We start from the raw sequence: 25516 nt of genomic DNA on the forward strand, positions 1-25516 counted from the left end.
CGGTGACACGCTGAAGGGCCCCTTCGCGGAGCGGGTGGCGGGTTCCCGTTTCCTCGAAGGAGCCCTTCAGACCCCCGGTGAAATGAACGTCGTGGGACGACATCGTCCGAGGGCATGTCTAGTCGATCCGGGTTGTTCGGTGTCCGCGCTCACGCACCGAACAACAACGCCGAACAACCACAGCCGCCCCGGTCAGGGGCACGGCGGGGCGTAGTCGAGGTCCGGGAAGCTCTCGCTCCACTCCGCCTCGCTGATCCGCGGTGACACCGCCGCGCAGATGCGCTCGGCCGCCCGGTCCGGGTCGCCCTCCCAGAACCGGACCGCGCCGTCCGCGCCTCCTCCCGCCAGCGTATGGCCGTTCGGCGCGTACTGCGCGACGTAGACGCGGTCGCGCTGCTCGGGCAACACCGCGTACGGCGCCGCCGCCGCGACGTCCCACAGCCGGATCGTGCGGTCGTAGCTCCCCGAGGCCAGCGTTCGGCCGTCGCCGCTGAACGACACCGACATGACGACGTCCGCGTGGCCGTCCAGCACCACCGAGGGCGGTACGCGGTGCGGGTCCGTGACGTCCCAGAGGCGGACCATGCGGTCCGCGCTCGCCGTCGCGACGTGCTTGCCGTCGGGGCTGTAGGCGATCGAGAAGATCGTGTCCGTGTGGCCCGCCAGCTTCGCGAGCGGCCGCGGGGCGCGGGGCGCCGAGATGTCCCAGAGCCGCGCCGTGTGGTCCCAGCCCGCCGTGGCGAGCGTCCGGCCGTCGGGGCTGAACGCGATCGTGTGGACGTCGTCGTCGTGGCCCTCCAGCTTCGCGATCTCCACCGGCCGGAGGCGGTCGGCCAGGTCCCACAGCCGGGCCGTGTGGCCGTCGCCCGCGGTGGCGAGCAGGCGGCCGTCCGGGCTGAACGCCACCGCGTCGATGTCGTCGTGGAGCCGGTTGAACACCACCGGTGGCCCCGGCCGGGCCGGGTCGGTGATGTCCCGCACCGTCATCGTGTGGTCCCAGCTGCCGGTGGCCAGGGTGCGGCCGTCCGGGCTGACGGCGACGCCGCAGACCGCGTCGCCGAACCCGCCGATCGTGGCCAGGTCCCGCGGCGCGCGCGGGTCGGTGAGGTCGTGCAGCCGCACCGTCTGGTCGTAACTGCCGGAGGCAAGCAGCTTGCCCCCGGCTCCGTACGCGACGTGGCATGCCTGGGCCGTGTGCGCGGGGATCGCGGGGCCGGGCAGGTCCCAGAGCCGGGCCGACTGGTCGTCGCTGGCCGTCGCGAGGGTGCGGCCGTCGCGGGTGAACACCGCCGAGACGACCGCGCCGATGTGGCCGGACAGCGACTGCAGCTCGCGGGGCTGCCGCGGGTCGGCGACGTCCCACAGCCGGGCCGTGCGGTCGAAGCCGGTGGTCGCGAGGGTGCGCCCGTCCGCGGTGAACGCCACCGAGCGCACGGTCGCCTTGTGCGTGGTGAGCGACGCCAGCGGCGCCGGGTGGGCCGGGTCGGCGATGTCCCACAGCCGCGCGGTCTGGTCCTGGCTCGCCGTGGCGAGGACCGGCCGCCCCGGGCTGAAGGCGACCGAGTGCACGACGTCGGTGTGCCCGGCCACGACGCCGAGCTGCGTCCGCGAAGCGACGTCCCAGACGCGCGCGGTCTTGTCGGCCGAAGCCGAGGCGAGCAGCCGGCCGTCGCCGCTGAAGGCGAGGTTGTTGACGTAGGAGGTGTGCCCGGTCAGCTCCCCCGACGGCCGCGGGTGCGCGGGGTCGGTCGTGTCGTAAAACCGGATCGTGCCCTTGACGTCGGCGGTCGCCAGCAGCGGCCCGGCCGGGCTGAAGGCCACGGCGTAGGCCTTGCCCTCGTGCCGCTCGATCGTCGTGCCGGGGCCCGGCCGCGCCGGGTCCGAGACGTCCCAGACGCGGACGGTGCCGTCGAAGCCCGCGGTGGCGACGGTCCGGCCGTCGGCCGCGAAGGCGACGTTGTTCACGTTGCCCTGGTGCCCGGCGAGCACGCCCAGCGGCACCGGGTGGTGCGGGTCGCGGGTGTCCCAGAGCCGGGCCGTGCCGTCCCAGCTGGCCGTGGCGATGACCTGCCCGTCCGGGCGGAGGGCGACGGTGTTGACCCGGCCGGTGTGCCCGGACAGGCGCGTCGCGTACGGCGAGCCGAACATGCCGAGCAGGCCGCTGCGCTCGTCGGCCCCGGGATCCAGGCGGTACGCGGCGAGCGCGAGCTGCGCGGCCAGCGCCGGGTTCGTGGCGCGCATGGCCAGCGCCTGGCCGGCCACCTTCTGGGCGAGCGCGTCGTTGCGCTGCTCGGTGGCCGTGGTCTCGGCGCGCACGGCGTAGACGGTGGCGGCCACGGCGAAGACCAGCAGCACCGCGAGCAGGGCGACCAGCTGCCGCAGCCGGCGGGTGCGGCGGCGGTCGCGTTCCTGTTCGGCGTGCTCGACGGCGAGGCTGGCGTCGAGGAACCGCCGTTCCCGCTGGGACAGCGCCGAGTCCTGGCGCGCGGCCCACTCCCGGGCGATCGCCAGCCGGGTGCCGCGGTAGAGCCAGCCGGGGTCGGAGCCGACGGCTTCCCAGGCGCCGGTCGCCTCGGTGAGCTGCCGGTGGACGCGGAGGCCTTCGCGGTCTTCGGTGAGCCACTCGCGCAGCCGCGGCCAGCCTCGGATGAGGGCTTCGTGGGCGATGTCGATGCCGGTGTCGTCGAGGGTGACCAGCCGGGCCGCGGCCAGCTCGCCGAGGACGACGGCGGTGTCCTCGTCGTCGGCGTCGAGCTCGGCCCGGCCGATGCGCCGCTTGGTGTCTTCGGTGCCTTCGCCGAGCGCGGTCATCCGGAGGAAGATCTGCCGCGCCAGCCGCTGCTGACGCGGTGACAGCTTCGCGAAGGTGCCTTCGGACGTCTGCGCGATGGCCCGCTCGATGCCGCCGGTCGACTCGTACCCGGCGAGGGTCAGCGTGGTGCCGCGGCGCCGCCGCCACGTCTCCAGCAGCGCGTGCGAAAGCAGGGGCAGCACGCCGGGCTGGCCGGTGGCGTCCGCGACGAGCCGGGAGACCAGGCCGGTTTCGACGCGGTAGCCGGCGTCGACGGCGGGCCGCGAGATCGCCTGCCGGAGCTCTTCGGTCGTCATCGGGCCGACCAGGATCTGGGCGTCCTGCATGGCCTCGGCGAGCTCGGCGTGCCGCGCGCAGTGGGTGTAGAAGTCGGTGCGGATGCCGAGGACGACCCGGGTGCGGCTGCCGGGTTCGGTGGTCGCGGTGACGAGCGCGCCGAGGAAGCGGGCCCGCTCCCGGTCGTCCTGGCAGAGGGTGAAGACCTCTTCGAACTGGTCGACGACCAGCACGACGTCCTCCTCCTCGCCGTCGGCCAGCTGGCGGGCGGCGAGGCCGAGGTTGCGCGGGTGGGCGGCGAAGTCGTCGAGCAGGGCGCCCGGGGCGACGCCGAGCGCGGCGGCGAACTTGACCGCGCACTCCTGCAGCGGGCGGTGCCCCGGCGTGAGCAGCACGGCCGGCCCCTTCACCGACGGCAGCAGACCGGCCCGCAGCAGGGACGATTTCCCCGAGCCGGACGCGCCGAGGACGGCGAGAAAACGTTGTCTCGCGAGTCGTTCGACAAGTTTTTCGACCAGTCGTTCCCGGCCGAAGAATCGGCCGGCGTCGGCCGGGGTGAAAGCGGCCAGCCCGACGTACGGCGGAATTTCGCCGGATTCCGGCTCCGACGGTGAATCGGCACCGCCCGCCCGCGACTCGTCGGCGACGGCGTGCCAGCGTTCCTCCCATTCCGCCGTCGCCCCACCGCAGGCCCGGACGTAGGCCAAGGTGACCGCCAGGCTGGGGAGTTTCCGCCCGCCGGCGGCTTCCGACAGCGTCCCGGCCGAGTAGTGCGCCCGCCGTCCCAGCTCGCGGTAGGTCGGATTCCCGGCGCTCTCGCGCAACCGCCGGAGATCGGCGGCGAATTCGATCAGCAGATCGTCTCCGGGATCCAAGGGGCGCTCGGGACGCGGCAACCGGTCCTCCTGTTGTCCATTTTCCGATTGGCCCACCGTAGCCAATCCCGCGCGGTCACGGAGGCGAATCCAGCCGCCGGCGAACGGCTTCGGCGGGCACGCCCAGTTCGGCCAGCAGATCGGCCGCCGGATCCGGCGGTGACAGCGTTACGAGCACCCGCAGCAGCCGCGCCGGATCACGCGGCCGCGGTGTCCCGCGGATCGCCTCGTTGACGACCGCGCGCGCCCCGGACGTCAGCGCACCCGGCGTCAGCTTCCCGCGCCGCACCGGGACTTCGGATGGGCGGAGGCCTTCGACCTCGATGCCGAGCGCCGCCAGGGCGGCCCGGTCGAGGCGGTCCAGGGCCGCGCGGGCCTCGGCCAGGCTCGTGCCGAGCGTGCGCGCGTTGGCGGCGTCGTGCAGCAGGCCCAGCAGCAGGTGTTCGGTGCCGAGCCGCCGGTCGCCGCGGCGGCGGGACTCCTCCAGGGCCGCCGTCACCACCGCGGCGAACGGGCTCTTGGCGATCAGCCGGTCCAGCACGAGGACTTCACTTCCCGTACTTGGCGTGCACGGACTGCCGGGCGACGCCGAGCGCGTCCCCGATCTGCTCCCACGACCAGCCCTGCTGCCGCGCGTGCGCGACGGCCGCCGCTTCGACCTGCTCGGCGAGCCGGTGCAGGGCACCCACCGCCCGCAACGCCACCGCCGGGTCCGTTTCCGAGACGCGTCCCGAAAGCTCTTCCGCTTCCACGGTGTGTCAGTCTAGCCTGACATGGTCGTCAGTTTGAACTGACAATCGGGAGGGTGTCATGGATGTCGCGGTGATCGGAGCGGGCCCGGTGGGCCTGATGCTGGCAGCGGAGCTGCGGCTCGGCGGGGCCGAGGTGGTGGTGTTCGACCGGCGGGCCGCGCCGGACGAGCGGCCGCGGGCGAACGGGCTCGTCGGCCGGATCGTCGAGCAGCTCGACCACCGGGGGCTCCTGGACCGGTTCCGGGCCGAGACGGCGTTCGCCGGCCCCTTCCCCGGCTTCCCGTTCGGGCCGGTGCCGGTGAACGCGCCCGTACCCGGCCTGATGCTGCAGCAGCCGCGCATGGAGGCGCTGCTGACCGAACGCGCACGCGAACTCGGCGCCGAAATCCGGCGCGGGCACGAACTCGTCGACCTCGGGACCGTGCGCGGCCCGGACGGCGAACACCGCCTGGACGCGCGGTACGTCGTCGGCTGCGACGGCGCGCACAGCCGTGTCCGCGAGCTGGCCGGCATCGGGTTCCCCGGCACCACCGACGGCGAACTCCTGCGCCTCGGCCACTTCCGCGGGAACCTCCCGCTGTTCGGCTCCGGGCTGGCGCGCGGCTGGAACCGCCGTCCCGGCGGGCGCGTGCTGGTGACGTCGCTGGCGCCCGGCGTGGTGATCGCCGGCGTCCGCGAGGTCGCCCCCGAGCCGGTCGGCGAGCCGACCCTGGAGGAGTTCCGCGACGCCGTCCGCCGGGTCCTCGGGAGCGACCTGCCGCTCGGCGAACCGCTCTGGCTCTCGCGGACGGCGAGTTCGGCGCGGCTCGCCGAGCGGTACCGGGCCGGGCATGTGTTCCTGGCCGGCGACGCCGCCCACCTCTTCCCCGCCGGCGGGTCGTCGCTCAACGTCGGGCTGCTGGACGCGGTCAACCTCGGCTGGAAGCTCGCCGCCGTCGTCCGCGGTTCGGCGCCGGAAAGCCTTTTCGACAGCTACCACGCCGAACGGCACCCGGTCGCGGCGCGGACGTTGACGCAAACCCGCGTCCAGGCCCTCCTGGATCGCCTGACCGGCGAGGACGGCGACGCCCTGCGGACGCTCTTCGGCGAGCTGGCCGCGCTTCCCGAGGCGGCCCGGTACCTGGGCGGGCTCCTGCGGGACGCCGACGAGCTGCCGTACGTCCCCGACCTGCCGCTGACGGTCGGCGGCGAGCCGACCAGGGTGGCGGAGATCATGCGGGCCGCGCGGACCGTGCTGTTCGACTTCGCCGACCGCTCCGACCTGCGGGAAGCCGCGGGGCCGGGCGTGAAGATCGTCACCGCCGCCTGCCCGGACGCCCCGGCCGACGCGCTGCTCGTGCGCCCGGACGGCGTCGTGACGTTCCGCGGCGGTGATCCGGCGGCCCTGCGGGAAGCATTGGCGGCACCGGGGCGTTGACCCCGGTTGTGAGCTCACTGCCTGACGTGCCGCTGTCCGTGCTCGACCTGTCCCCCGTTTCGGAGGGGAACACCGTCGGCGAGACGCTGCGCAACACCCTGGACCTCGCCCGCGCCGCGGAACGGCTGGGCTACCACCGCTACTGGCTGGCCGAGCACCACAACATGCCCGGCATCGCCAGCTCGGCCACGGTCGTGCTGATCGGGCACGTCGCCGACGCCACCGAGCGCATCCGCGTCGGGTCGGGCGGCATCATGCTGCCCAACCACGCGCCGCTGGTCGTCGCCGAGCAGTTCGGCACCCTGGAGGCGTTCCACCCCGGCCGGATCGACCTCGGCATCGGCCGCGCGCCCGGCACCGACCAGCGGACGGCGCTGGCGCTGCGCGGCCCGGGCGGGCTGTCCGCGGAGAACTTCCCGGAGCACCTGCAGGAACTGATCGGCTACTTCACCCACTCGGAGGCGCGCGGCGTCAACGCGGTGGTGGCGGAGGGCAACCAGCCGCCGGTGTGGCTGCTCGGTTCGAGTGGTTTCAGCGCCCAGCTGGCCGGACGGCTCGGGCTGCCGTTCTCCTTCGCGCACCACTTCGCCGCGGAGAACACGATCCCGGCCGTGCAGCTGTACCGCGAGAACTTCCGGCCCGGCGTGCTCGACGAGCCGTACGTGATGCTCGGCGTGTCCGTGGTCGCCGCCGAAACCGACGAGCGCGCCCGGTTCCTCGCCGGTCCGTCCGGGCTGACGTTCCTCAGCCTCCGCCGCGGCCGCCCGATCGCGCTGCCGACACCGGAAGAGGCCGCGGAGTACCCGTACACCGAGATGGACCGCGCGTTCCTGGCCGAGCGCTTCGGGTCCAGCATCGTCGGCTCGCCGGAAACCGTCCAAAAGGGACTCGAGCAGCTCCTGGCCGACACCGGCGCGAACGAACTGATGGTCACCACGATGGTCCACGGCCACGCCGACCGCATCCGCTCCTACGAACTCCTCGCCACCCTCAAGTCCTGACCCGTACCTGGCCGGACGACACGCGTACACCAACGGACGACACGCGTACCGGGATGGACGACACGGCCGCACCCGCCCGGTTTCCCGTGTCGTCCGGCTGGGTACGCGTGTCGTCCAGCGGGATACGCGTGTCGTCCGGCCAGGTACAGGGGAATTGACAAGCGGGGACGTATTGTCAAGGCGGGGCGCGAGCCGGAGGTAAGTTTCTTTTCCTTCTCTGACAACAAGATCGGGACCGTTTGTCAGCACCGGACAAGAAATGTGCGGTTACCAGCCCGTGACCCCGTGATCCTGCTCAAGTTCTTGTCTCCCAGCAAGGCCGTCGTTAGCGTACCGACCAGTAGGAAACGGCACGGTGCCCCCGAGACCGTGAATGACTGGGATTTGTTACCCCATTCGGACCATTTCCCCTTGGTCGACTCGGGTGTGTTCGGCGTGCCGCCGAAACCGCTGGAGGCACACGAATGGCCGAACGGACGACGACGGCGTCGTTCCCGGGGGCGGCCGCACTGCGGCAGACCGGCCGGCTCTACGGGCTCGGTTTCGACGTCGTCCGGCTGACCTTCCGCCGCCCGTTCCAGGTACGCGAGCTGATCCAGCAGTTCTGGTTCATCGCGAGCGTCTCGATCCTGCCGACGGCGCTCGTCTCGATCCCGTTCGGCGCGGTGATCGCGTTGCACATCGGGTCGCTGACCACGCAGATCGGCGCGCAGTCGTTCACCGGCGCGGCGAGCGTGCTGGCGATCATCCAGCAGGCCAGCCCGATCGTCACGGCGCTGCTCATCGCCGGCGCCGGCGGCAGCGCGATGTGCGCCGACCTCGGCTCCCGCACCATCCGCGAAGAGATCGACGCGATGGAGGTGCTCGGCGTCTCGCCGGTCCAGCGCCTGATCGTGCCGCGGGTGCTCGCCGCGATGGGCGTGGCGGTCTTCCTCAACGGCATGGTCAGCGTCGTCGGCGTGCTCGGCGGCTACTTCTTCAACGTGATCATGCAGCACGGCACCCCCGGCGCCTACCTCGCGAGCTTCTCGGCCCTGGCCCAGCTGCCGGACCTGTGGATCAGCGAGATCAAGGCCCTCATCTTCGGCTTCGTCGCCGGGGTGGTCGCCTCCTACCGCGGCCTCAACCCCAAGGGCGGCCCGAAGGGTGTCGGCGACGCGGTCAACCAGTCCGTGGTCATCACGTTCCTGCTGCTGTTCGTGCTGAACCTGATCCTCACCACCGTCTACCTGCAACTCGTCCCGCCCAAGGGGAGCTAGAAGTGACGACCACGGACCTCCCGAGAACGGCTCGGGTACGCGAGGCCGTCGACCGCCGGTTCGGCTTCCTCGACACGCTCGGCGACCAGATCCTCTTCTTCCTCCGCGCGATCGCCTGGACCCCGCGCGCCCTGCACCGCTACCTGCGCGAGGTCGTCCGCCTGCTGGCCGAGGTCAGCTTCGGCAGCGGCGCGCTGGCCGTCATCGGCGGCACGATCGGCGTGATGATCGGGATGACCGTCGCCACCGGCACGGTCGTCGGCCTCCAGGGCTACTCCGCGCTGAACCAGGTCGGGACGTCGGCGTTCGCCGGGTTCGTCTCCGCCTACTTCAACACGCGCGAGATCGCGCCGCTGGTCTCCGGCCTCGCCCTGAGCGCCACCGTCGGCTGCGGCTTCACCGCGCAGCTCGGCGCGATGCGGATCTCCGAGGAGATCGACGCCCTCGAGGTCATGGGCATCCCGAGCGTCCCGTACCTGGTGACGACCCGGGTGATCGCCGGTTTCCTCGCCGTCATCCCGCTCTACGCGATCGGGCTGCTGTCGAGCTACCTCGCTTCGCGGCAGGTCACCGTCTGGTTCTTCGGCCAGTCCGCCGGTACCTACGACCACTACTTCCTGCTGTTCCTGCCTCCCGGCGACGTGCTGTGGTCGTTCGGGAAGGTCCTGGTGTTCAGCGTCGTGGTGGTCCTGGCGCACTGCTACTACGGCTTCCGCGCGAGCGGCGGCCCGGCGGGTGTCGGGGTCGCGGTGGGCCGCGCGGTCCGGACCGCGATCGTCGCGATCAGCGTCCTCGACTTCTTCCTGTCCCTGGCAATCTGGGGCGCGACGACGACCGTGCAGGTGGCCGGATGAGACGCGAAACCCGCCACAAGGCCGGGGTCCGCACCGCGGGCGTGCTGTTCCTGGTCGTGATGGGCGTCCTCGTGACGCTGTCCATCAAGGTGTACGACAAGGACTTCGTCACCACCGTCCCGGTGACGCTCAAGGCGAGCCGGATCGGCAACCAGCTCTCCCCGGGCGGCCAGGTGAAGGCCCGTGGCGTGCTCGTCGGCGAGATCCGCGACGTCCGGGCGACGCCGCAGGGCGCCGAGATAGCGCTTGCTCTCGAGCCGGGCAAGGTGGACATGCTGCCCCGCAACGTCTCCGCGCTGCTCGTGCCGAAGACGCTGTTCGGCGAGCGGTACGTCCAGCTGTCCATCCCGGACGGCGAGCGGGCCCCGCACCTGGTCGCCGGCGACGTCATCGAGCAGGACCGTTCGGCCAACGCGGTCGAGCTGGAACGGGTCTTCGACAACCTGCTGCCGGTCCTGCAGGCGGTCCAGCCGCAGAAGCTGGCCACGACGCTGACCGCGGTTTCGACGGCCCTGGAAGGACGCGGCGAGCAGCTCGGGCGGACCATCGACACCGCCGCGGACTATCTCAAGGAGTTCAACCCCGACCTCCCGCAGCTGACCTCGGACGTCCGGGACCTCGCGACGGTTTCCCGCCTCTACGGCGACATCGCCCCGGATCTCCTCGACGCGCTCACCGACTCCGCCGTCACGCTCGGCACGATCAAGGAGAAGCAGGCCGACTTGGCCGGGGTGTACCAGCAGGTGACGTCGTCGTCGCAGGAGATCTCCACGTTCCTGGCCGCCAACCGGGACAACCTCATCTCCCTGGCCGCCGACAGCCGTGCGCCGCTGGAGATCGCGGCGAAGTACTCCCCCAGCTTCGCCTGCACGATCGGCTCGCTCAACGCACTGAGAGGCTCCATGGACAAGGTGCTCGGCGCGGGCACGAAGGAACCGGGCCTGCACGGCGAAGTCGCGGTCCTGCCCGACAGCGGCAAGTACCGGCCGGGCCGGGACGACCCGCGGTTCACCGGCGGCGGCGAGCCGCGGTGCTACCCGTCCGGCGTCTCCCCGACGATCGGCACCGCCGCGACGGCTCCCGGCACCGCGGCGCACCCGCTCCTCACCGGCGGCCAGGGCGACCTCGGGCTCCCGAACTCACCGCAGGAGGAGCAGCTGCTGTCGACGCTGCTCGCGCCGTCGGTCGGGGTGCCCGCCGCCGAGGTCCCGGCCTGGAGCAGCGTGCTCGTCGGGCCGCTCTACCGCGGCACGGAGGTGACGCTCAAGTGAGGAACATCGCCGGCCCGCTGATCAAGAGCCTCGTCTTCATCGCCGTCACGGCACTGGCCACGGCCCTGCTCGCCATCTCCATCACGAACTCCGGTGTCGGCGCCGACGAGCGCTACACGGCCAAGTTCCTCGACGCGACTTCGCTCAACGTCGGCGACGACGTGCGCATCTCCGGGGTCCGCGTCGGCCAGGTCGAGTCCCTCGACATCGGCGACCGCAACCGGGCCGTGGTCGCGTTCTCCCTCGACCAGGGCCGCCGCCTGCCCGCCGACGTCCACGCGGTCATCAAGTACCGCAACATGGTCGGCCAGCGGTACGTCGCCCTGGAGCGCGGGAACACCGGCACCCGGGAGCAGCTGCCCGTGGGCGCCGAGATCCCGCTGGACCGCACGACTCCCGCGCTCGACCTCACCGACCTGTTCAACGGCTTCAAACCGCTCTTCCAGGCGCTGTCGCCGAACGACGTCAACGAGCTCTCCGGCGAGATCGTCCAGGTGCTGCAGGGCGAAGGCGGCACCGTCGAGAGCCTGCTGCAGCACACCGGTTCGCTGACCACCACCCTCGCCTCGCGCGACAAGGTGATCGGCGAGGTGATCGGGAACCTCAACACGGTGCTGACCACGGTCAACGGCAAGGGCGACGCGCTGGCGAACCTCGTGTCCACCCTGCGCCGGCTGGTCTCCGGGCTGGCCGGCGACCGGGCCGCGATCGGCGACGCCATCAGCGGGATCGGCGCGCTGACCGAGTCCACCGCCGGGCTGTTCGAGCAGGCCCGCCCGCCGCTGAAGGACAGCATCGACGGCCTGCGGAAGGTCGCGGGCACGCTGGCCGAGAACCAGTCCGATGTGGACAGCTTTCTGACCAATCTGCCCGTGAAGTTCGGCGAGATCGGCCGGACCGCCTCCTACGGATCGTGGATGAACTTCTTCCTCTGCGGCGCCACGCTCGAAGCCACGCCCCCGCGCGGAGTGCGGACCGACACGGCGAGGTGCGGATCGTGAAGTCCTTCAAGGAACGCAACCCGATCACCCTCGGCGTCGTGGGCAGTGTCGGGCTGGCCGCCCTGCTCACCCTCACCTTCAACTACGACAACCTGCCGATCGTCGGCGGCGGCACGACGTACGAGGCCGAGTTCTCCGAGGCCGCCGGCCTGCAGCCCGAGGACGAGGTCCGGATCGCCGGCATCAAGGTCGGCGAGGTCCGCACGGTCGCGCTGGCCGACGACCACGTCCTGATCTCCTTCCGGGTCAAGAACGCCTGGATCGGCGACCGCACGTCCGCCGAGATCAAGATCAAGACGTTGCTGGGCCGCAAGTTCCTCGCGCTGAACCCCACCGGCGACGACGTCCAGGACCCGGACCGGCCGATCCCGCGGACCCGGACGGTCACGCCCTACGACGTCACCGACGCCTTCAACGGCCTCGCCGACACCGTGGGCGCGATCGACACCAAGCAGCTCGCGGACAGCTTCACCACGCTGTCGGACACCTTCCGCAACTCCCCCGAGCACGTCCGCAGCGCCCTCGACGGATTGAGCCGGCTGTCGAAGACGGTGGCCGGCCGCGACAGCCAGATCGCCGAACTGCTCGCCAACGCCCGCAAGCTGACCACGACGCTGGCGAACTCGAACGACGACTTCGAGAAGCTGATCGGCGACGGCAACCTGCTGCTCACCGAGCTGAACAGCCGCCGCGACGCGATCCGGGACCTCCTGGACGGCTCGGCCCGGCTGGCCGATCAGCTCAGCGGGCTGGTGCGGGACAACTCCGACGCGCTCAAGCCCGCCCTGCAGTCGCTCGACCAGGTCACCGACCTGCTCAAGCGGCAGAACGACAACCTCACCAGGGGCCTGCAGCTGGCCGGCCCGTACTTCCGGGTGCTCACCAACACGACCGGCAACGGCCACTGGATCGACGCCTACCTCTGCGGGCTGCTGCCCGAGAACCACGACCCCTGCACCCCGCCGAAATCCCAGGGAGGAGCGAAGTGAGCGCGCTGACCACCACCCGCGCCGGCGTCCTGGCGAGCCGGTTCGTCGCCGCCGCCCTGCTGCTCGCCCTCGTCGTCTCGGCGGCGCTGTGGTGGGTGTTCTCCGGCTCCGGCCAGCACCACGTCACGGCGTTCTTCACCCGCGCGGTCGGCGTCTACCCCGGCTCCGACGTCCGCGTGCTCGGCGTCCGGATCGGCCAGGTCGACTCGGTGACCCCGCGCGGCGAGCAGGTGCAGGTCGACATGAGCGTCGACGGCTCGGTCGGCGTCGCCGAGGACACCACCCTCCTGGTCATCGCCCCCAGCGTCGTCGCCGACCGGTACCTGCAGTTCGGCAAGCCGGCCCGCGGCGGGCCGCGGCTGCCGGACGGCGCGACGATCCCGGTCCAGCGCACGGCCACCCCGGTCGAGCTCGACCAGCTCTACGCCAGCCTCGACACGATTTCCCAGGCTCTCGGCCCGAACGGCGCCAACTCCCAGGGCGCGCTGTCCGACCTGCTGAAGACCGGCGCGCAGACCCTGCAGGGCAACGGCCGCGCGTTCAACGACAGCGTCCGCAACTTCGCCCAGCTGGCCCGCACGCTGGCCGGCAACTCGAACGACCTGTTCGGCACGGTGACCGAGCTGCAGCAGTTCACCACCATGCTGGCCACCAACGACAGCCAGGTGAGCAACGTCAACCAGCAGCTGGCCCAGATCTCCGGCACCCTGGCCGCCAACAGCGGCGAGCTGGCCCAGGCGCTCGAAGGCCTCGGCCGCGCGCTCGGCGACGTCCAGGCGTTCATCCGGGACAACCGCGGCGCGCTCAAGGCCAATGTGGACAACCTGGTGACGACCACGCGGACCCTCGTCGAGCAGCGCGCGTCCCTGGCCGAAACGCTCGACGTCGCGCCGCTGGCGGTGACGAACGTGCTCCAGTCGGTCGACCCGGCCACCGGGCGGGTGCTCGGCCGCGGAAACCTGCTGGAGTACTACCCCCAGCCGCCGCTGCCGCTGCCGGTGACTGGTGACACCTATACGAACGGAGGCGGCCGGTGAAACGCGTACTCGCGGTCTTCGCCGTCGGGTGCCTGACGCTCGCGGGCTGCTCCTCCGGCGAGTTCAAGGGCGTCTACGACCTGCCGCTGCCGGGCGGCGCCGACGTCGGCGACCACCCGTACTCGGTGACCGTGCAGTTCGCCGACGTCCTCGACCTGGTGCCGCAAGCCGCGGTGAAGGTCGGCGACGTCCCGGTCGGCCGGGTGCGCGAAGTCCGCCTCGGCGGGGACGGCTGGACGGCCGAAACGGTCCTGGAGGTCAACGGCGACGTCGTCCTGCCCGCGAACGCGGTCGCGCGGCTCCGCCAGTCCAGCCTCCTCGGCGAGAAGTTCGTCGAACTGGCCCCACCGGACGGTGACCCGAAGACCGCCGGCACCGGGCGGCTGGCGAACGGCGCCACGATCACCCTGGACCGCACCAACCGCAACCCCGAGTTCGAAGAGATCTTCGGCGCGCTTTCCCTGCTGCTCAACGGCGGCGGGATCGGGCAGCTGCAGACGATCAACCGGGAACTGTCGAAGGTGATGGACGGCAACGAAGACCAGATCCGGTCGTTCCTCTCCGGGGTGAACACCCTGATGACCGACCTGGACGCGCACCGGTCGGACATCACCGAAGCGCTCGACGGGCTGAACCGGCTCTCGGCGACCCTGGCCAACCGGCACGAGCAGCTCTCCGGCGCGCTGACCGACCTGACGCCGGGCCTGAAAACGCTCACCGACCAGCGCACCCAGCTCGTGTCGATGCTGCAGGCGCTGGACCGGCTCGGCACGGTGGCCACCGACGTGGTCGACCGCAGCCGCGCCGACATGGTGGCCGACCTGCGTGCGCTGGCGCCGATCCTGCAGCAGCTGGCCGACGCCGGGAAGGACCTGCCGCAGTCGCTGCAGATGCTGCCGACGTTCCCGTTCCCGGACTCGGTGCTGGGCGCGATCAAGGGCGACTACGTCAACGCCTACGCCTCGATGATCCCGGCGCCCGGCGTGCCGCTGCCCCCGCTCGGCGAGGGTGTCCCGCCGGGGCTGCCCGTCTTCCCGCTGCCGAGCAGCACCACCCCGGTCGCCACCGGAGGCCGCTGATGCTGAGCACCAGAGTCCGCGTCCAGGTCGTCCTGTTCGTCGTGATCGCGCTGGCCACGACCGCGTTCGTCGGCGCGAACTACGCCGGGCTGGGCCGGCTGTTCGGGTCCGGCAGCTACACGGTGAAGCTCGAGCTCGCCGAAGGCGGCGGGCTGTTCACCAACGGCGAGGTGACCTACCGCGGCGTCGCCGTCGGCCGGGTCGGGGAGCTGCGGCTCACCGTCGCCGGCATGGAGGCGGACCTGCTGATCGACGACGACGCCCCGCCCATCCCGGCGGACTCGCGGGCCGTGGTCGCGAACCGCTCGGCGGTCGGCGAGCAGTACGTCGACCTGCAGCCGCGCACGGCGAACGCGCCCTACCTCGACGGCAATTCGGTCATCCGGCGCGAGTCGACGACGCTGCCGCTGCCGGTGAACAGCCTGCTGACCGACCTGGACTCGTTCACCGCGTCGGTGCCGACCCAGGACCTGCGCACGGTGGTGAACGAGCTCGACGACGCCCTGCGCGGCGCGGGCCCGGACCTGCAGACGCTGATGGACTCGGCGATGACGTTCACCCAGGAGGCGAGCAACCACCTGCCGCAGACGTCGAAGCTGATCGGCGACGGCGCGACGGTGCTGCGGACGCAGATCGACTCCTCCGCGCAGTGGCGGTCGTTCAGCAGCAACGCCAAGGTGTTCGCCCAGCAGCTGGCGAGCTCCGACGGCGACCTGCGGCGGCTGATCGCGGCCGCCCCGCCGGCGGCGTCCGAGCTCGGCGGCCTGCTGAAGGAGAACGACCCGGGCCTGCCGATCCTGCTGGCCAACCTGCTGACCACGGCCCGGGTGTTCGGCACCCGCACCGCGGCGGAGGAGCAGCTGCTGTCGGACGTGCCCCGCGCGGTCGCGACGGTCGGGTCGGCGTTGAACGACCGCGGCGACCAGCTGCGGATGGGCCTGGTGCTGAACTTCAACGACCCGCCGCCGTGCACCCAGGGCTACGAGAAGACCCCGCGCCGGCCCAGCAACGACGTCTCGCCGATGCCGTTCAACACCGACGCGGCCTGCACGCTGCCCTACGGCGACCCGAGCTCGGTGCGCGGCTCGCAGAACGCGCCGCACCCGCCGGTCCCGGCCGCGGTGCTGCCGGGCGGGCTGACCAGCCCGCTGGGGCTCGGGACGCAGGCGACGGCGACGAGCCTCGAGGAGATGCTGTGGCTGCGGTGAAGGTGGCGTCGGTGGTGCTGGCCGCGTCGGCGGCCGTGTTCGCGGGTTGGTCGGGCTATTCGTGGTACTCGGCGGCCCACGCGTCGTCGGTGACGTACGGGACGGCCCGCGACGAGGCACTGACCGCCGGCCGCACGCTGGTGGCGGAGTTGAACACGCTGGACTACCACGACGTCGACGGCGGCCTGGGCAAGTGGCTGGCGGCCTCGACGGGCCCGTTGCACGACCAGCTGGCCCGCACGGACGAGACGACGAAGAAGACCCTGGCGGCGAACGCCACGGTGGCCACGGGCCGGGTGCTGGACGCCGGCCTGAGCGAACTGGACGAACACGCGGGCACGGCGAAGCTGCTGGCCTCGGTGGAGATCACGATGGCCAAGCAAGGAACGGCTCCGGCGGTCAAGCGCAACCGCTTCGCGGCGGCGCTGAGCCGGACGCCGGAGGGGTGGAAGCTGAGCGCGCTCGACCAGCTGCCGGTGGGTGCCCGATGAGCCGCACGAAGACGACCGCGGAGGGGTTGGCGGCGGAGACCGGGGCCGTTAACGCAAACACCGCCGAGAGCAGGCCCGGCGGCACCGGGCCCGGCGCGAGCGGGCCCGGCGCGAGCGGGCCCGGCGTGAGCGGGCCCGGCGTGAGCGGGCCCGGCGCGAGCGGGTCCGGCGCCGCCGGGACCGGCGCAAGCAGGACCGGCGCAAGCGGGTCCGGCGCCGCCGGGACCGGCGCAAGCAGGACCGGCGCAAGCGGGTCTGGCGCTATCGGGACCGGCGCCACCGGGACACGCGCAAGCGGGTCTGGCGCCATCGAGTCCGGCGGCACCGGGACCGGCGCAAGCGGGTCCGGCGCAAGCGAGTCCGGCACGGGTGGGGCCGCCGGTGGTCCCGCCGCCGCGGACGAAGAGAGCAGCTCGGCCACCGCAGACGGCCGGTGGGCCGTCGGCGACGCCGCCGACGGCCCACCGGCTGCCGAGGTGACTCGCGCGACCGCGGGCGAGCCGCCCACCGAACCCGCACCCGGCAGCGAGGCCGCCGCTGAGGCCGAAGCGGCCGAGCCCGGCAGCGCCGCCACCCTCGACAGCGAGCCCACCACCACCCTCGACGGCGAGCCAGCCGAGGACGAAGCCGCCGGAACCGGCCCGGCCGAAGCCGGCGCCACCCCCGTCAAGCCCCGCCCCGGCCGGCGCCGCCTTCCCGTGCTCCTCCTCGCCGCCGCCGTCGTTCTCGCCGGGGCCGGGGTCTGGTTCACCCTCGAAGCCCGCTCCGCCGCCGCCAACCCCGCCGCGGCGAACCTGGCGCTCACCGATGTCGGGGCGACCGCCGATGTCACCTCCGCCGTCACCCTCGCGGTGAACCGGATCTTCTCCTATTCCTACGACCGGACCGACGTCACCGAAAAGGCCGCCGCCGCCGTGCTGCGCGGGTCGGCCAAGGATTCCTACGACAAGCTCTTCGCCGAAGTCAGGCGCAAAGCTCCCGAACAGAAACTCGTGCTCACTTCGCGCGTTTCCGCCAGCGCCGTCCAAGAACTCAAGAATGGTCACGCGCGGTTACTCGTCTTTCTCGATCAATCGGCCGTCCGGGCCGACAACAATGCGACCGACAGCGCCGCGGCGCAGCTTTCCGTGACCGCGGAGCACACCACCGGCGGCTGGGTCATCACCGATCTCGAACCTCGCTGACCCGGTCCGCAGCAATACCGCACGTCACCGTTTCCGGGAGCACCCGGAAACGGCCGGGAAACGCACAAGGAGGACAACCATGTCCGTGGCAACGAAGCTGAAGAGACTGGCCGTGCTCACGTCGGCGGCGACCGTGGCGATGACCGTGGTCACCGCGACCCCGGCGTCGGCCGAGGTCATCCCGTTCCCGGTCTCCTTCGCGGTGACCGGCAACACGGTGGTGAAGAAGACCGGCAGCACCATGAACCTCGGCCCCGGCACCCTGGCCGGGAACCTGCTCGTCAACGACGAGACCGGCGAAGTCGGCCTGAGCGCGGACCTGAGCCTGCCGCCGTCGCAGGCGAACATCTCCCTGGTCTCCGGCCTGTTCAAGATCAAGGCGACGGTGAAGGTGATCCCGCTCGGCCCGGCCACCGGCACGCTGGCCGACGCCACCCTGACCACGCACGCCAAGGCCAACATGGAGATCAGCGACATCTGGGTCGGCCTGCTCACGCCGGTCATCCCGCTGCCCACGGTGCCGGGCTCCTGCAAGACGAAGACCCCGATCGAACTGAACCTGGTGGCGAAGGACATCGACATCTTCTCGCCGATCACGGTTTCGGCCGACTACACGATCCCGGAGTTCACCAACTGCTGGGTCGCCGACCTCGCCCTCGGCGCGCTGGTTTCGGGTCCGGGCAACAAGATCAACCTCACCCTGACGCCCAACGCGGCGAGCTGACCCGGCGGGTGGCGGGCACACCGCCCGCCACCCGCCCGCTCAGCACGGCGCGCCCGGGTTTTCCTTCAGCGCGAAGCTGTCGTTCTCCCCGGCGGAAATGCCGAAGACCGGCCCGCACGGGAGCAGGTACGGGGCCGTTTCCTCGACCAGGTTCGAACCCCAGGCGAGGATGTCGCCGTTGGCCTTGACGGCCAGGTTGTGGTTGGCACCGGCGTCGATGGCCACGACGTCCGACAGGGCCGCGTCGGGGACGGTCACCTGGCCGTAGTTGTTGCGGCCCCACGCGTAGACGCGGCCGTCCTTCAGGGCCAGGCTGTGCTGGGCGCCGGCGGACACCGCGGTGACGCCCGAGGTCAGGCCCGCCGGCACGGTCGCCTGCCCGTAGGCGTTGTTCCCCCACGCCAGCACGGCGCCGTTCTTGATCACCAGATTGTGGTCGGACCCGGCGGCGATCGCGGTCACCCCGGACTGCGCGGCCGCCGGCACGTCGGTCCGGCTGCCCCAGCTCACCACCTGGCCGTTCTGTTTGAGGGCCAGGCTGTGCATGTACGACGTCGAAATCGCCGTGACGCCACCGGCCACCGAGGCGGGCAGGTCGGTCTGGCCGTACCAGTCGTTGCCCCAGGCCAGGACCTGACCGTTCTTGAGGGCGAGCTCGTGCCCCCAGCCCGACGCGATCTGGCTGACGCCGGACAGCGCCGCGGCGGGCACTTCGTTGGCGCCCCAGTTGTTCGCGCCCCACGCGAGGACCGTCCCGCCCTTCAACGCGAGCACCGTCGTGGAGCCCGCGGACACGGCGGTGACCCCGGTCAGCGCCGCCGCCGGGGGGACCACGACGCCGAAGTCCTGCTTCCCCCAGCCGAGCACCCCGCCGGCGGTGGCCGCGGACGCCGGCGACGCGAAGAGCGACAGGGCCAGCGCCGCCGAGACCGTCAATGCGGCCCCCCTGAGCGATACCCGTTCACAACGTGAAGCAAGTGGCACGGTAGCCTCCTTTCTCGCGTTTCGTTATCCCAGATTGCTTCGGCAAGATCGTGAATGGTAGACCGTTCCCGAGAGTGTTCGATCGCGCGGTGGTTCTTTGTCAAAATCCGATGAAACCGCCGCCGGTCCTGCGCGACCGCGGACAAGAAAGCCGAGCCGTCCCGGTGCGGCGCACTGACGATGCCACAAACTCTTGTTCCGTAATGAACTCGCGAGTAGCCTCATTCCCGGCAGATGGACCTCCACCTCGCACGTCGGTGAATTCACGTCCCGCCGCTCGGGGCAATGGGGGCGGGCGAACGTGATCGACAGCGCTACGACGGCGAGCAATCGATCAGCCAAAGCCGAGACTGTACTGAATCAAAGGAGATGGGTATGTCCCGACTCAGCAGGCTGTCCGCCGGAATCGCGACCACCGCTACCGCCGTCGGCGCCATCGCGGTGCTGACCGCCGGCACCGCGGCCGCCGCCACGGTCACCTACACCGCCGGTGGCACCACGCCCCTGACCTACACCTGCACCTTCCCCGGCGTCACGCCGCAGCCGGTCCTGGTGACCTCGCACCTGGACGCCGAGGACTCCGTCGCCGCCGGCGGCACCCTCACCCCGGCCAACGTGGGCGGCTCCGCGACGATCAGCGCCGGTGTCCACGCGCTGCTCACCGCGGTCGGCTACGACGGCATCCGCGGCACCGCCACGGTGCCGGTGACGGCAGCGTCGGGCACCCTGTCGCAGCCGGCGGCCACCGGGCTGGACATCCCGGAGACCATCTACCCGGCCGGCGGCCCGATCACGGTGAACATCTCGCAGGTCGCGACCTCCACCGTCCCGACCTACACCGCGCCGGCGGCGGCGGGCACCGACACGCTGTCGATGGGCACCACGGTCACGGCGGCCCTCGAGTTCCACAAGAAGGCCAACAACACCTGGACGCCGTGGTCGATGAACTGCACCCTGAAGGTCACCAACCCGGCGCAGAACACCGCGTTCAGCCCGAGCATCACCGTCAACTGACGCCGGTTCCCGGTGCGGGCCTCCTCGCGAGAGGGGCCCGCACCGGGTTTCCGTCTTCGGCACCACCGAACACACAGGGAAACCGATGCCACGTCGACTCCGGCCCCGCTCCGTCACGGTGACCGCGCTGGCGGCCGCCGGCCTGCTGTCCGCGGCGAACGGCGCGCTGACCGGGGTCGGTTCGGCCGCCCCCGCCCCCGCGGACCCGCCGGAGAAGACGGCGACGGCGTCGGTCTCGGTCACCTGTCCCTTCGCCGATCCGCTCGGCCCGCGCAAGCTCACCGTCGAAACGACGGCGACCCTGCCCACCGTGGCGAAGACCGGCACCTCGGCGACGATCGGCAAGTACGCCACGCAGTTCAGCCTCCCCCGCGACGTCGCCCTGTCACTCCTGCCCGCCGGCGCCACCGCCGGTTCGCTGCAGGGCGCCGTGCAGCTCGCCCTCGCCGTGCACCAGGGCGAGCGCTCGGACCAGATCCCGGTCGCCCTCACCGTGGCGCCGACGCCCCTGCCGGAGACCGGCGACGTCACCCTCACCGCCACCGGCGACGTGCCGGAGATCGCGATCAACACCTTCGGCCCCGTCACGTTCGACGTCACCGCGCCAAAGCTCGCGCTGGCGGCCGTTCCCGCGGCCGATGCACCGGCCGCGCCCGAGGCCGCCCCGCCGATCGCGTGCACCCTCGATCCCGGCCAGCAGGCGACGCTGGGCACGATCCTCGTCCAGCCGACGGCGAAGCCGGGTGCCGAGCAGAAGGCCGCGCTCGGTTCGGCGGCCGCGCTGGAGGACGACCCGCCGCCGAACGAATACACCGTGCCGCTCGGCCTCATCACCATCATGACGAGGTCGACCGTCGCGAGGCTGGGCGCGACCGTCGTCGCCGACCCCGCCCTCCTGGTCAACGCGTTCTTCACGGTGAACATCGACACCGGCGAGTCCCGGGTGTCCGGGTCGGCGGTGTTCAAACCGGCCACCACCACGTTCCTCGGCTTCGGGTTCGTACCGGTGACCGCGACCGTCGAGTTCCTGCCGGTCGACTGGCAGAACAGCAAGATGATCGAAGTGGGCGGCGGGCTGTTCACCGACGACGAGGGCTACACGAACCTGCGCACCGAGCTCAAGGTGATGGGCAAGCTGAGCGGCGCCAAGGTCAACGGTGTCCCGCTCGAGGTCGGCCCCGGCTGCGTGACGAAGGAGCCGGTGTCGCTCGAGATCACCGGTCGCTACGACCCGTTCACCACCGGCCACGTCCGGACCGATCCGGAAAAGGGCTTCTACCTGCCGCCCTTCCGCGACTGCGGTTCCGGCGGCCAGGACCTGAGCCCGCTGCTCAGCGGCATGAGCACGGGCTGGGGCAACCAGGCCTTCATCGACACCTACAACCTGAACGGGTGCACCGAGCCCGACCACACCAACTGCCCGCCCGACACCCTCCCGCCCCTCCCGGGCACGGCCGGGGCGGCGGCGGACAAGGCGGTCGCGAAGCACCCGAACTGAGGCACACTGCAGTTCCACCGGGCTCCCGATCACCCCGGACCTGCCGGTGACCTGAAGCACCCTTCGCGGACAATCGAGGGGAGTCGCGTCCTCACCACCGTGTCGTGCGCCGCCGTTGACCGCCTCCGGCGACGGCTTCCGCGGTCGCGTCGACCTGGGCCTGGCGGCGACCGGCGGACCCGGCGTTCAGCCCGTCGATCCCGGTGACCTTACCGGCCACCGGGGGTCCACTGTGGACCTCGCCGTCACGGCTGTTGCGACGTCCATTGTGGACGCGAGCCGCCCGTCCTCGGCGACGGCAGCAGCTCGCTCACCGGGTACCGCAGCGGCAGCGGCGCCGCCCCGGCCCGCAGCGCCAGTTCCATCTCGAAGCGCGCCGCCGGGTCGCGCAGGCTGTCGCCGAACGTCGCCTGCAGCTGGCGCATGCGGTAGCGGACCGTCTGCGGGTGCACGCCCAGGCGCTCGGCGATCTCCACCACGTTGCCCTGGCTGTCCAGCCACGCCCGCAGGGTCTCCAGGAGCCGCTCCTGCTGCTTGCCCGTCATGTCGGCCAGCGGCGCGAACAAGCGGTGCCGCAGCGTGCCGACCAGGCCCGTGTCCGAGTTGACCAGCAGCGTCGCCAGGTGCTCCTCCGCGCGCAGCACCGGGCGCGCCGCCAGGACGCCGCGCTCGGCCAGCTGCAGCGCGTTCCGGGCCCAGCGCAGGGAATCCGCGACCGAAGCCAGCGGGACGCACGGGCCGATCGCCAGGCGGCAGTCCGGCAGCGCCACCTGCAGCGCGGCCAGGCGGGCGCTGCTCAGCTCGCCCGGGACGACCAGTTTCGGGTCCGGCGTGTCGAGTTCGGCGAGGACGTCGGCGTCCAGTCCCGCGTGCCGGCGGGCCGGGGCGACACCGCCCGCGGGGCAGACCGCGACCGGGGTCGCGTCGGACGGGACCGGCCAGCCGATCAGCTGGGCCAGCTCGGCAATCGCTTTCGGGGAGGCGGGTGGCGTCTCGAGGATCAGGTGGAGCAGCTTGCGGCGCCAGGTGTCCAGCGCTCCCGCCGTGCGCGCCTTGGCTTCCAGGTAGCCGTCGAGCGCGACGGACGCGAGCTCGTCCATGAACGCCAGCATCGCGTCGGCCAGCTGGGACATCACCGCCGAGGAAAGGCCGCTGCGCCGCCCGACGCGCATGATGCGCCGCCACGACACCCGCGCGCCCACGCGGTAGGCCGACTGCAGCGTGTCGAGGCTGCGGCCTTCGCGCATTTCGTTCTGCCCCAGGCGGTGGTGCACCTCGTGGGACTGTTCCTTCGACACCGTCGGGTCGGCGATCTGCGCGACGAACAACGTGATCGCGTATTCGACGCCGGCCCGGATCGACTTGCCGTAGGGGCCGTCGAGCGGACGCGCGTACGCCGGGATGGTCGCGCGGATTTCTTCGACGATTTCAGCAGCGAGACTCGCCAGTTCCGGCCGCAGGATGTCGGCCAGCTTGCGCGGTAGAGCGGCGGTGGGCGGCGGCGCAGCGTGATCGAATCCGCGCTCCACCGACATCGCAGCTCCTTTGCTCCGCCCCGGGACTCCGGTCGCGGGTTCCCACGGCCGGGTGACCGTGCCTGTTGCACGGATGACAACCGACACATCGAAAAACTAACGCCAAACGTGTCACACCCGTGAAAGAAAACCGATTTGTTGTCATCGCCGTGACAATTTTTCGCCGCTCGGCTGCGATCGGCTGACAAGTGTCCCGCCGACTGCACGGTGGCGTGCGTACGAACGGACGAACCTCCAACGACCGGCCCGCGCTGCGGTTACGCCGGAATCTTGTATCATGTGGTTGATACAAGCCGAGGAGGTACCGCATGCCGTGGGACAACGTGCTCGCCGTCGCCTTGTTCACGGGCGTGATCGGGCTGGCGATCCTGATCGTGCTCTGGCCGGGGCAGAAGCACGGTAAGCGCTTGCTGGAGCGGTGGGGCGTGGCCGAGCCCGACGCCGGAGAGGTCGACCTCGCCGTCCGCTACCTCAAGCGGCGGCGGCTCTGGTACCCGTGGCTGTTCCTGGCGATCCCGCCGCTGCTCGACGACACGACGACGGGCTCGATCCTGGCGACGCTGCTGCTGGGTGGCCTGATCGCCGAGCTGTTCGCGCAGCGCCCGTCCCGCGGCCCGCGCCGCGAGGCCGAACTGGCGCCGCGGACGCTGCTCGGGGTCGTCCCGGCGTGGATCCTGGTGCTGGGCGTGCTGGCGGCCGCGGGATCGCTGCTGCACCTGGGGCTGACGGCGCAGTGGAAGCTGCTGGCGGTGGCCGCGGGCACGGCGCTGGTCAGCGCGGCGATCACGCTGCTGGCGGTGCGCCGCCCGGCGGTGGGCGCGGCGCGGGCCGATCTGGCGCTGCGCTGCCGCAGCGCGCGGGTGGCGGTCGGCCTGGGCATCGGCGCGTGCACGGCGATCGGCTGGCCGGTGGGCGACTTCGGGTCGTTCCTGGCGGTCGTGGCCGGCCTGGCGGCGTTCCTGGCGGTGACGGCCCCGGCGAAACACCGGCCGGCGACGGCGTGAAGATCGTCGTCGACACCGAGAACGGCGTACCGCCGTGGCGGCAGGTCCACGACCAGGTGATCCGCGCGGCGACGACGGGTGCGCTGCCGGAGGGGACCAGATTGCCGCCGATCCGCCAGCTGGCCCGGGATCTGGGCTTGGCATCGGGAACGGTGGCGAGGGCGTACCGCGAGCTGGAGGCGGCGGGCTGGGTGGCGACAGCCCGCGCCCGCGGCACGGTGGTGACGGTCCCGTCGGGCCGCCCCGACCGCGAGGCCCTGCTGGCCGCGGCGGCCGCGGAGTTCACGGCCCAGGCCCGGGACCTCGGCGCGGACGAGGAGGCCGCGGTGAAGGCGATCCGGGCCGCTTGGCCGCGCTGAGCCGCACTCCCCGGCGCCCGCAGCGCCCCGCCTGGCCGGGCTGAGGGCGCACGACACCGCCACGCCCCGCCGGTCGTGAGCGGTAAGGCGGGTTCTAACCCGCTTTGCCACTCACGAGCAGCCGCCCGATCGCGGCGACCACCGGCTCCAGGACCTCGACCTCGCGCGGTGTCCCCACGCACTCCGTGATCCCGGCCCCGACCACCTCGAACCGGGCCAGGGCGTCCAGTTCCGACACCAGCCGCTCGATCGTCCAGCCGTCCGGTTCCGGGTAGTTCAGCCCCGCGAACTCGCGCGCGTCCAGCACGTCGAGGTCCACGTGCACGTACAGCTTCTCCACGCCCGTCAACGCGGCCACGGACCGCACCGCCAGGCCCCGGCCCACCGCCGCCTCTTCCTCCGGGTCGAACACGCGCGTCCCGGCGAGGGCCACCCGGCCGGGCTCCAGGGCCGGGTCCGCCGCGAACTCCGGGTCGCCCTCGCCCAGCAGCGACCGCAGCACCATCCCGTGGAACGCCCCCGACGGCGACGATTCCGCCGTGTTCAGGTCCGGGTGGGCGTCGAACCAGGCGACGCCCAGGGCGGGACCGTGGCGGAACCGCGCGACGCCGATCGGGACCAGCTCGACACCGCAGTCGCCGCCGATCGTCAGGACCGGGCCGCCCGGGGCCTCCAGGGCCGCCAGCTGGGCCGCCCGGTTCGGGCCGGTCAGCACCGCGCGGGAGAACACCCCACGGTCCACTTCGGACACCGCCCGGGTCTGCCGGACGTGGTGCACGGGCCGGCCGAGCACGTGCCCGGCCAGCTCCGCGAGGGCCACACAGCCGTCCGGCAGCTCCGCCGCGCGCGGCCCGGCCGCGCCCTGCCGTTGCGGTACCGCGTTGATGAGCAT

23 protein-coding genes are annotated in these 25516 nt (G+C 72.1%); 17 read left to right on the forward strand and 6 right to left on the reverse strand.

The window, feature by feature from the left end; genetic code table 11:
- Positions 1 to 192: 192 nt before the first annotated feature.
- The 3 genes from H5965_RS32500 to H5965_RS32510 form a co-directional block, all read right to left on the reverse strand.
- Positions 193 to 3963: a hypothetical protein gene (locus tag H5965_RS32500; protein WP_310974767.1), complete on the reverse strand. Its 3771-nt coding sequence runs from the start codon at positions 3961 to 3963 to the stop codon at positions 193 to 195.
- 76 nt (positions 3964 to 4039) lie between these two features.
- The gene (locus H5965_RS32505; protein WP_310974594.1) at positions 4040 to 4504 is read right to left on the reverse strand and encodes a Clp protease N-terminal domain-containing protein; all 465 of its coding nucleotides are present in this window, start codon (positions 4502 to 4504) and stop codon (positions 4040 to 4042) included.
- Positions 4505 to 4511: 7 nt separating this feature from the next.
- Positions 4512 to 4715 carry a helix-turn-helix domain-containing protein gene (locus H5965_RS32510; protein ID WP_310974595.1) on the reverse strand — a complete coding sequence of 68 codons (204 nt, stop codon included), beginning with the start codon at positions 4713 to 4715 and terminating at the stop codon, positions 4512 to 4514.
- Between the two features lie 58 nt (positions 4716 to 4773).
- On the opposite strand from H5965_RS32510, the gene H5965_RS32515 reads away from it, so the two are divergent.
- The 13 genes from H5965_RS32515 to H5965_RS32575 all read left to right on the forward strand — a co-directional run bounded on the left by H5965_RS32515 (position 4774) and on the right by H5965_RS32575 (position 18230).
- A complete protein-coding gene (locus tag H5965_RS32515) occupies positions 4774 to 6132 on the forward strand; it encodes an FAD-dependent monooxygenase (RefSeq protein ID WP_310974596.1) in 1359 nt (452 codons plus the stop codon).
- 8 nt (positions 6133 to 6140) lie between these two features.
- Positions 6141 to 7133: an LLM class flavin-dependent oxidoreductase gene (locus H5965_RS32520; protein ID WP_310974597.1), complete on the forward strand. Its 993-nt coding sequence runs from the start codon at positions 6141 to 6143 to the stop codon at positions 7131 to 7133.
- 464 nt (positions 7134 to 7597) lie between these two features.
- A complete protein-coding gene (locus H5965_RS32525; protein WP_086843216.1) occupies positions 7598 to 8392 on the forward strand; it encodes an ABC transporter permease in 795 nt (264 codons plus the stop codon).
- 2 nt (positions 8393 to 8394) lie between these two features.
- Positions 8395 to 9246 (forward strand): ABC transporter permease, encoded by an 852-nt coding sequence (locus H5965_RS32530; RefSeq protein ID WP_310974598.1) that lies wholly within the window; start codon positions 8395 to 8397, stop codon positions 9244 to 9246.
- Positions 9243 to 10517: an MCE family protein gene (locus H5965_RS32535; protein WP_310974599.1), complete on the forward strand. Its 1275-nt coding sequence runs from the start codon at positions 9243 to 9245 to the stop codon at positions 10515 to 10517. The genes H5965_RS32530 and H5965_RS32535 overlap by 4 nt, the downstream gene beginning before the upstream one ends.
- Positions 10514 to 11518 (forward strand): MCE family protein, encoded by a 1005-nt coding sequence (locus tag H5965_RS32540; protein ID WP_310974600.1) that lies wholly within the window; start codon positions 10514 to 10516, stop codon positions 11516 to 11518. The genes H5965_RS32535 and H5965_RS32540 overlap by 4 nt, the downstream gene beginning before the upstream one ends.
- On the forward strand, positions 11515 to 12507 hold the full coding sequence (locus tag H5965_RS32545; protein WP_310974601.1) for an MCE family protein: 993 nt from the start codon (positions 11515 to 11517) through the stop codon (positions 12505 to 12507). Before H5965_RS32540 ends, H5965_RS32545 begins: the two co-directional genes overlap by 4 nt.
- Entirely contained in the window at positions 12504 to 13544 is a 1041-nt protein-coding gene (locus H5965_RS32550; protein WP_310974602.1) for an MCE family protein, read from the forward strand. The genes H5965_RS32545 and H5965_RS32550 overlap by 4 nt, the downstream gene beginning before the upstream one ends.
- Positions 13541 to 14623 (forward strand): MCE family protein, encoded by a 1083-nt coding sequence (locus H5965_RS32555; RefSeq protein WP_310974603.1) that lies wholly within the window; start codon positions 13541 to 13543, stop codon positions 14621 to 14623. Before H5965_RS32550 ends, H5965_RS32555 begins: the two co-directional genes overlap by 4 nt.
- Complete coding sequence (locus H5965_RS32560) at positions 14623 to 15831, forward strand: MlaD family protein (RefSeq protein ID WP_310974604.1); 1209 nt, start codon at positions 14623 to 14625, stop codon at positions 15829 to 15831. The genes H5965_RS32555 and H5965_RS32560 overlap by 1 nt, the downstream gene beginning before the upstream one ends.
- Complete coding sequence (locus H5965_RS32565; RefSeq protein ID WP_310974605.1) at positions 15819 to 16322, forward strand: hypothetical protein; 504 nt, start codon at positions 15819 to 15821, stop codon at positions 16320 to 16322. The genes H5965_RS32560 and H5965_RS32565 overlap by 13 nt, the downstream gene beginning before the upstream one ends.
- A complete protein-coding gene (locus tag H5965_RS32570) occupies positions 16319 to 17506 on the forward strand; it encodes a hypothetical protein (RefSeq protein ID WP_310974606.1) in 1188 nt (395 codons plus the stop codon). The genes H5965_RS32565 and H5965_RS32570 overlap by 4 nt, the downstream gene beginning before the upstream one ends.
- A 79-nt stretch (positions 17507 to 17585) precedes the next feature.
- Positions 17586 to 18230, forward strand: coding sequence for a hypothetical protein (locus H5965_RS32575; RefSeq protein WP_310974607.1), 645 nt, complete (start codon positions 17586 to 17588; stop codon positions 18228 to 18230).
- A gap of 39 nt (positions 18231 to 18269) precedes the next feature.
- Here the strand turns inward: H5965_RS32575 and H5965_RS32580 are convergent, their stop codons facing one another.
- Positions 18270 to 19166 (reverse strand): hypothetical protein, encoded by an 897-nt coding sequence (locus H5965_RS32580; RefSeq protein ID WP_310974608.1) that lies wholly within the window; start codon positions 19164 to 19166, stop codon positions 18270 to 18272.
- A 423-nt stretch (positions 19167 to 19589) separates the two neighbouring features.
- On the opposite strand from H5965_RS32580, the gene H5965_RS32585 reads away from it, so the two are divergent.
- Positions 19590 to 20228 (forward strand): DUF6801 domain-containing protein, encoded by a 639-nt coding sequence (locus H5965_RS32585; protein WP_310974609.1) that lies wholly within the window; start codon positions 19590 to 19592, stop codon positions 20226 to 20228.
- A gap of 85 nt (positions 20229 to 20313) precedes the next feature.
- The gene (locus H5965_RS32590) at positions 20314 to 21726 is read left to right on the forward strand and encodes a DUF6801 domain-containing protein (RefSeq protein WP_310974610.1); all 1413 of its coding nucleotides are present in this window, start codon (positions 20314 to 20316) and stop codon (positions 21724 to 21726) included.
- 245 nt (positions 21727 to 21971) lie between these two features.
- Here H5965_RS32590 and H5965_RS32595 read toward each other — a convergent pair whose 3' ends face one another.
- Positions 21972 to 23261 carry a helix-turn-helix domain-containing protein gene (locus tag H5965_RS32595; RefSeq protein WP_310974611.1) on the reverse strand — a complete coding sequence of 430 codons (1290 nt, stop codon included), beginning with the start codon at positions 23259 to 23261 and terminating at the stop codon, positions 21972 to 21974.
- Between the two features lie 308 nt (positions 23262 to 23569).
- Here H5965_RS32595 and H5965_RS32600 point away from each other — a divergent pair, with 308 nt between their 5' ends.
- Positions 23570 to 24265 (forward strand): hypothetical protein, encoded by a 696-nt coding sequence (locus H5965_RS32600; RefSeq protein WP_310974612.1) that lies wholly within the window; start codon positions 23570 to 23572, stop codon positions 24263 to 24265.
- A complete protein-coding gene (locus H5965_RS32605) occupies positions 24262 to 24624 on the forward strand; it encodes a GntR family transcriptional regulator (RefSeq protein ID WP_310974613.1) in 363 nt (120 codons plus the stop codon). Before H5965_RS32600 ends, H5965_RS32605 begins: the two co-directional genes overlap by 4 nt.
- A 94-nt stretch (positions 24625 to 24718) precedes the next feature.
- Here H5965_RS32605 and H5965_RS32610 read toward each other — a convergent pair whose 3' ends face one another.
- Entirely contained in the window at positions 24719 to 25516 is a 798-nt protein-coding gene (locus H5965_RS32610) for an arginase family protein (protein ID WP_310974614.1), read from the reverse strand.

It is taken from the genome of Amycolatopsis sp. 505 (genome assembly GCF_031625235.1).
In the GTDB taxonomy this organism is placed as follows: Bacteria; Actinomycetota; Actinomycetes; order Mycobacteriales; family Pseudonocardiaceae; genus Amycolatopsis.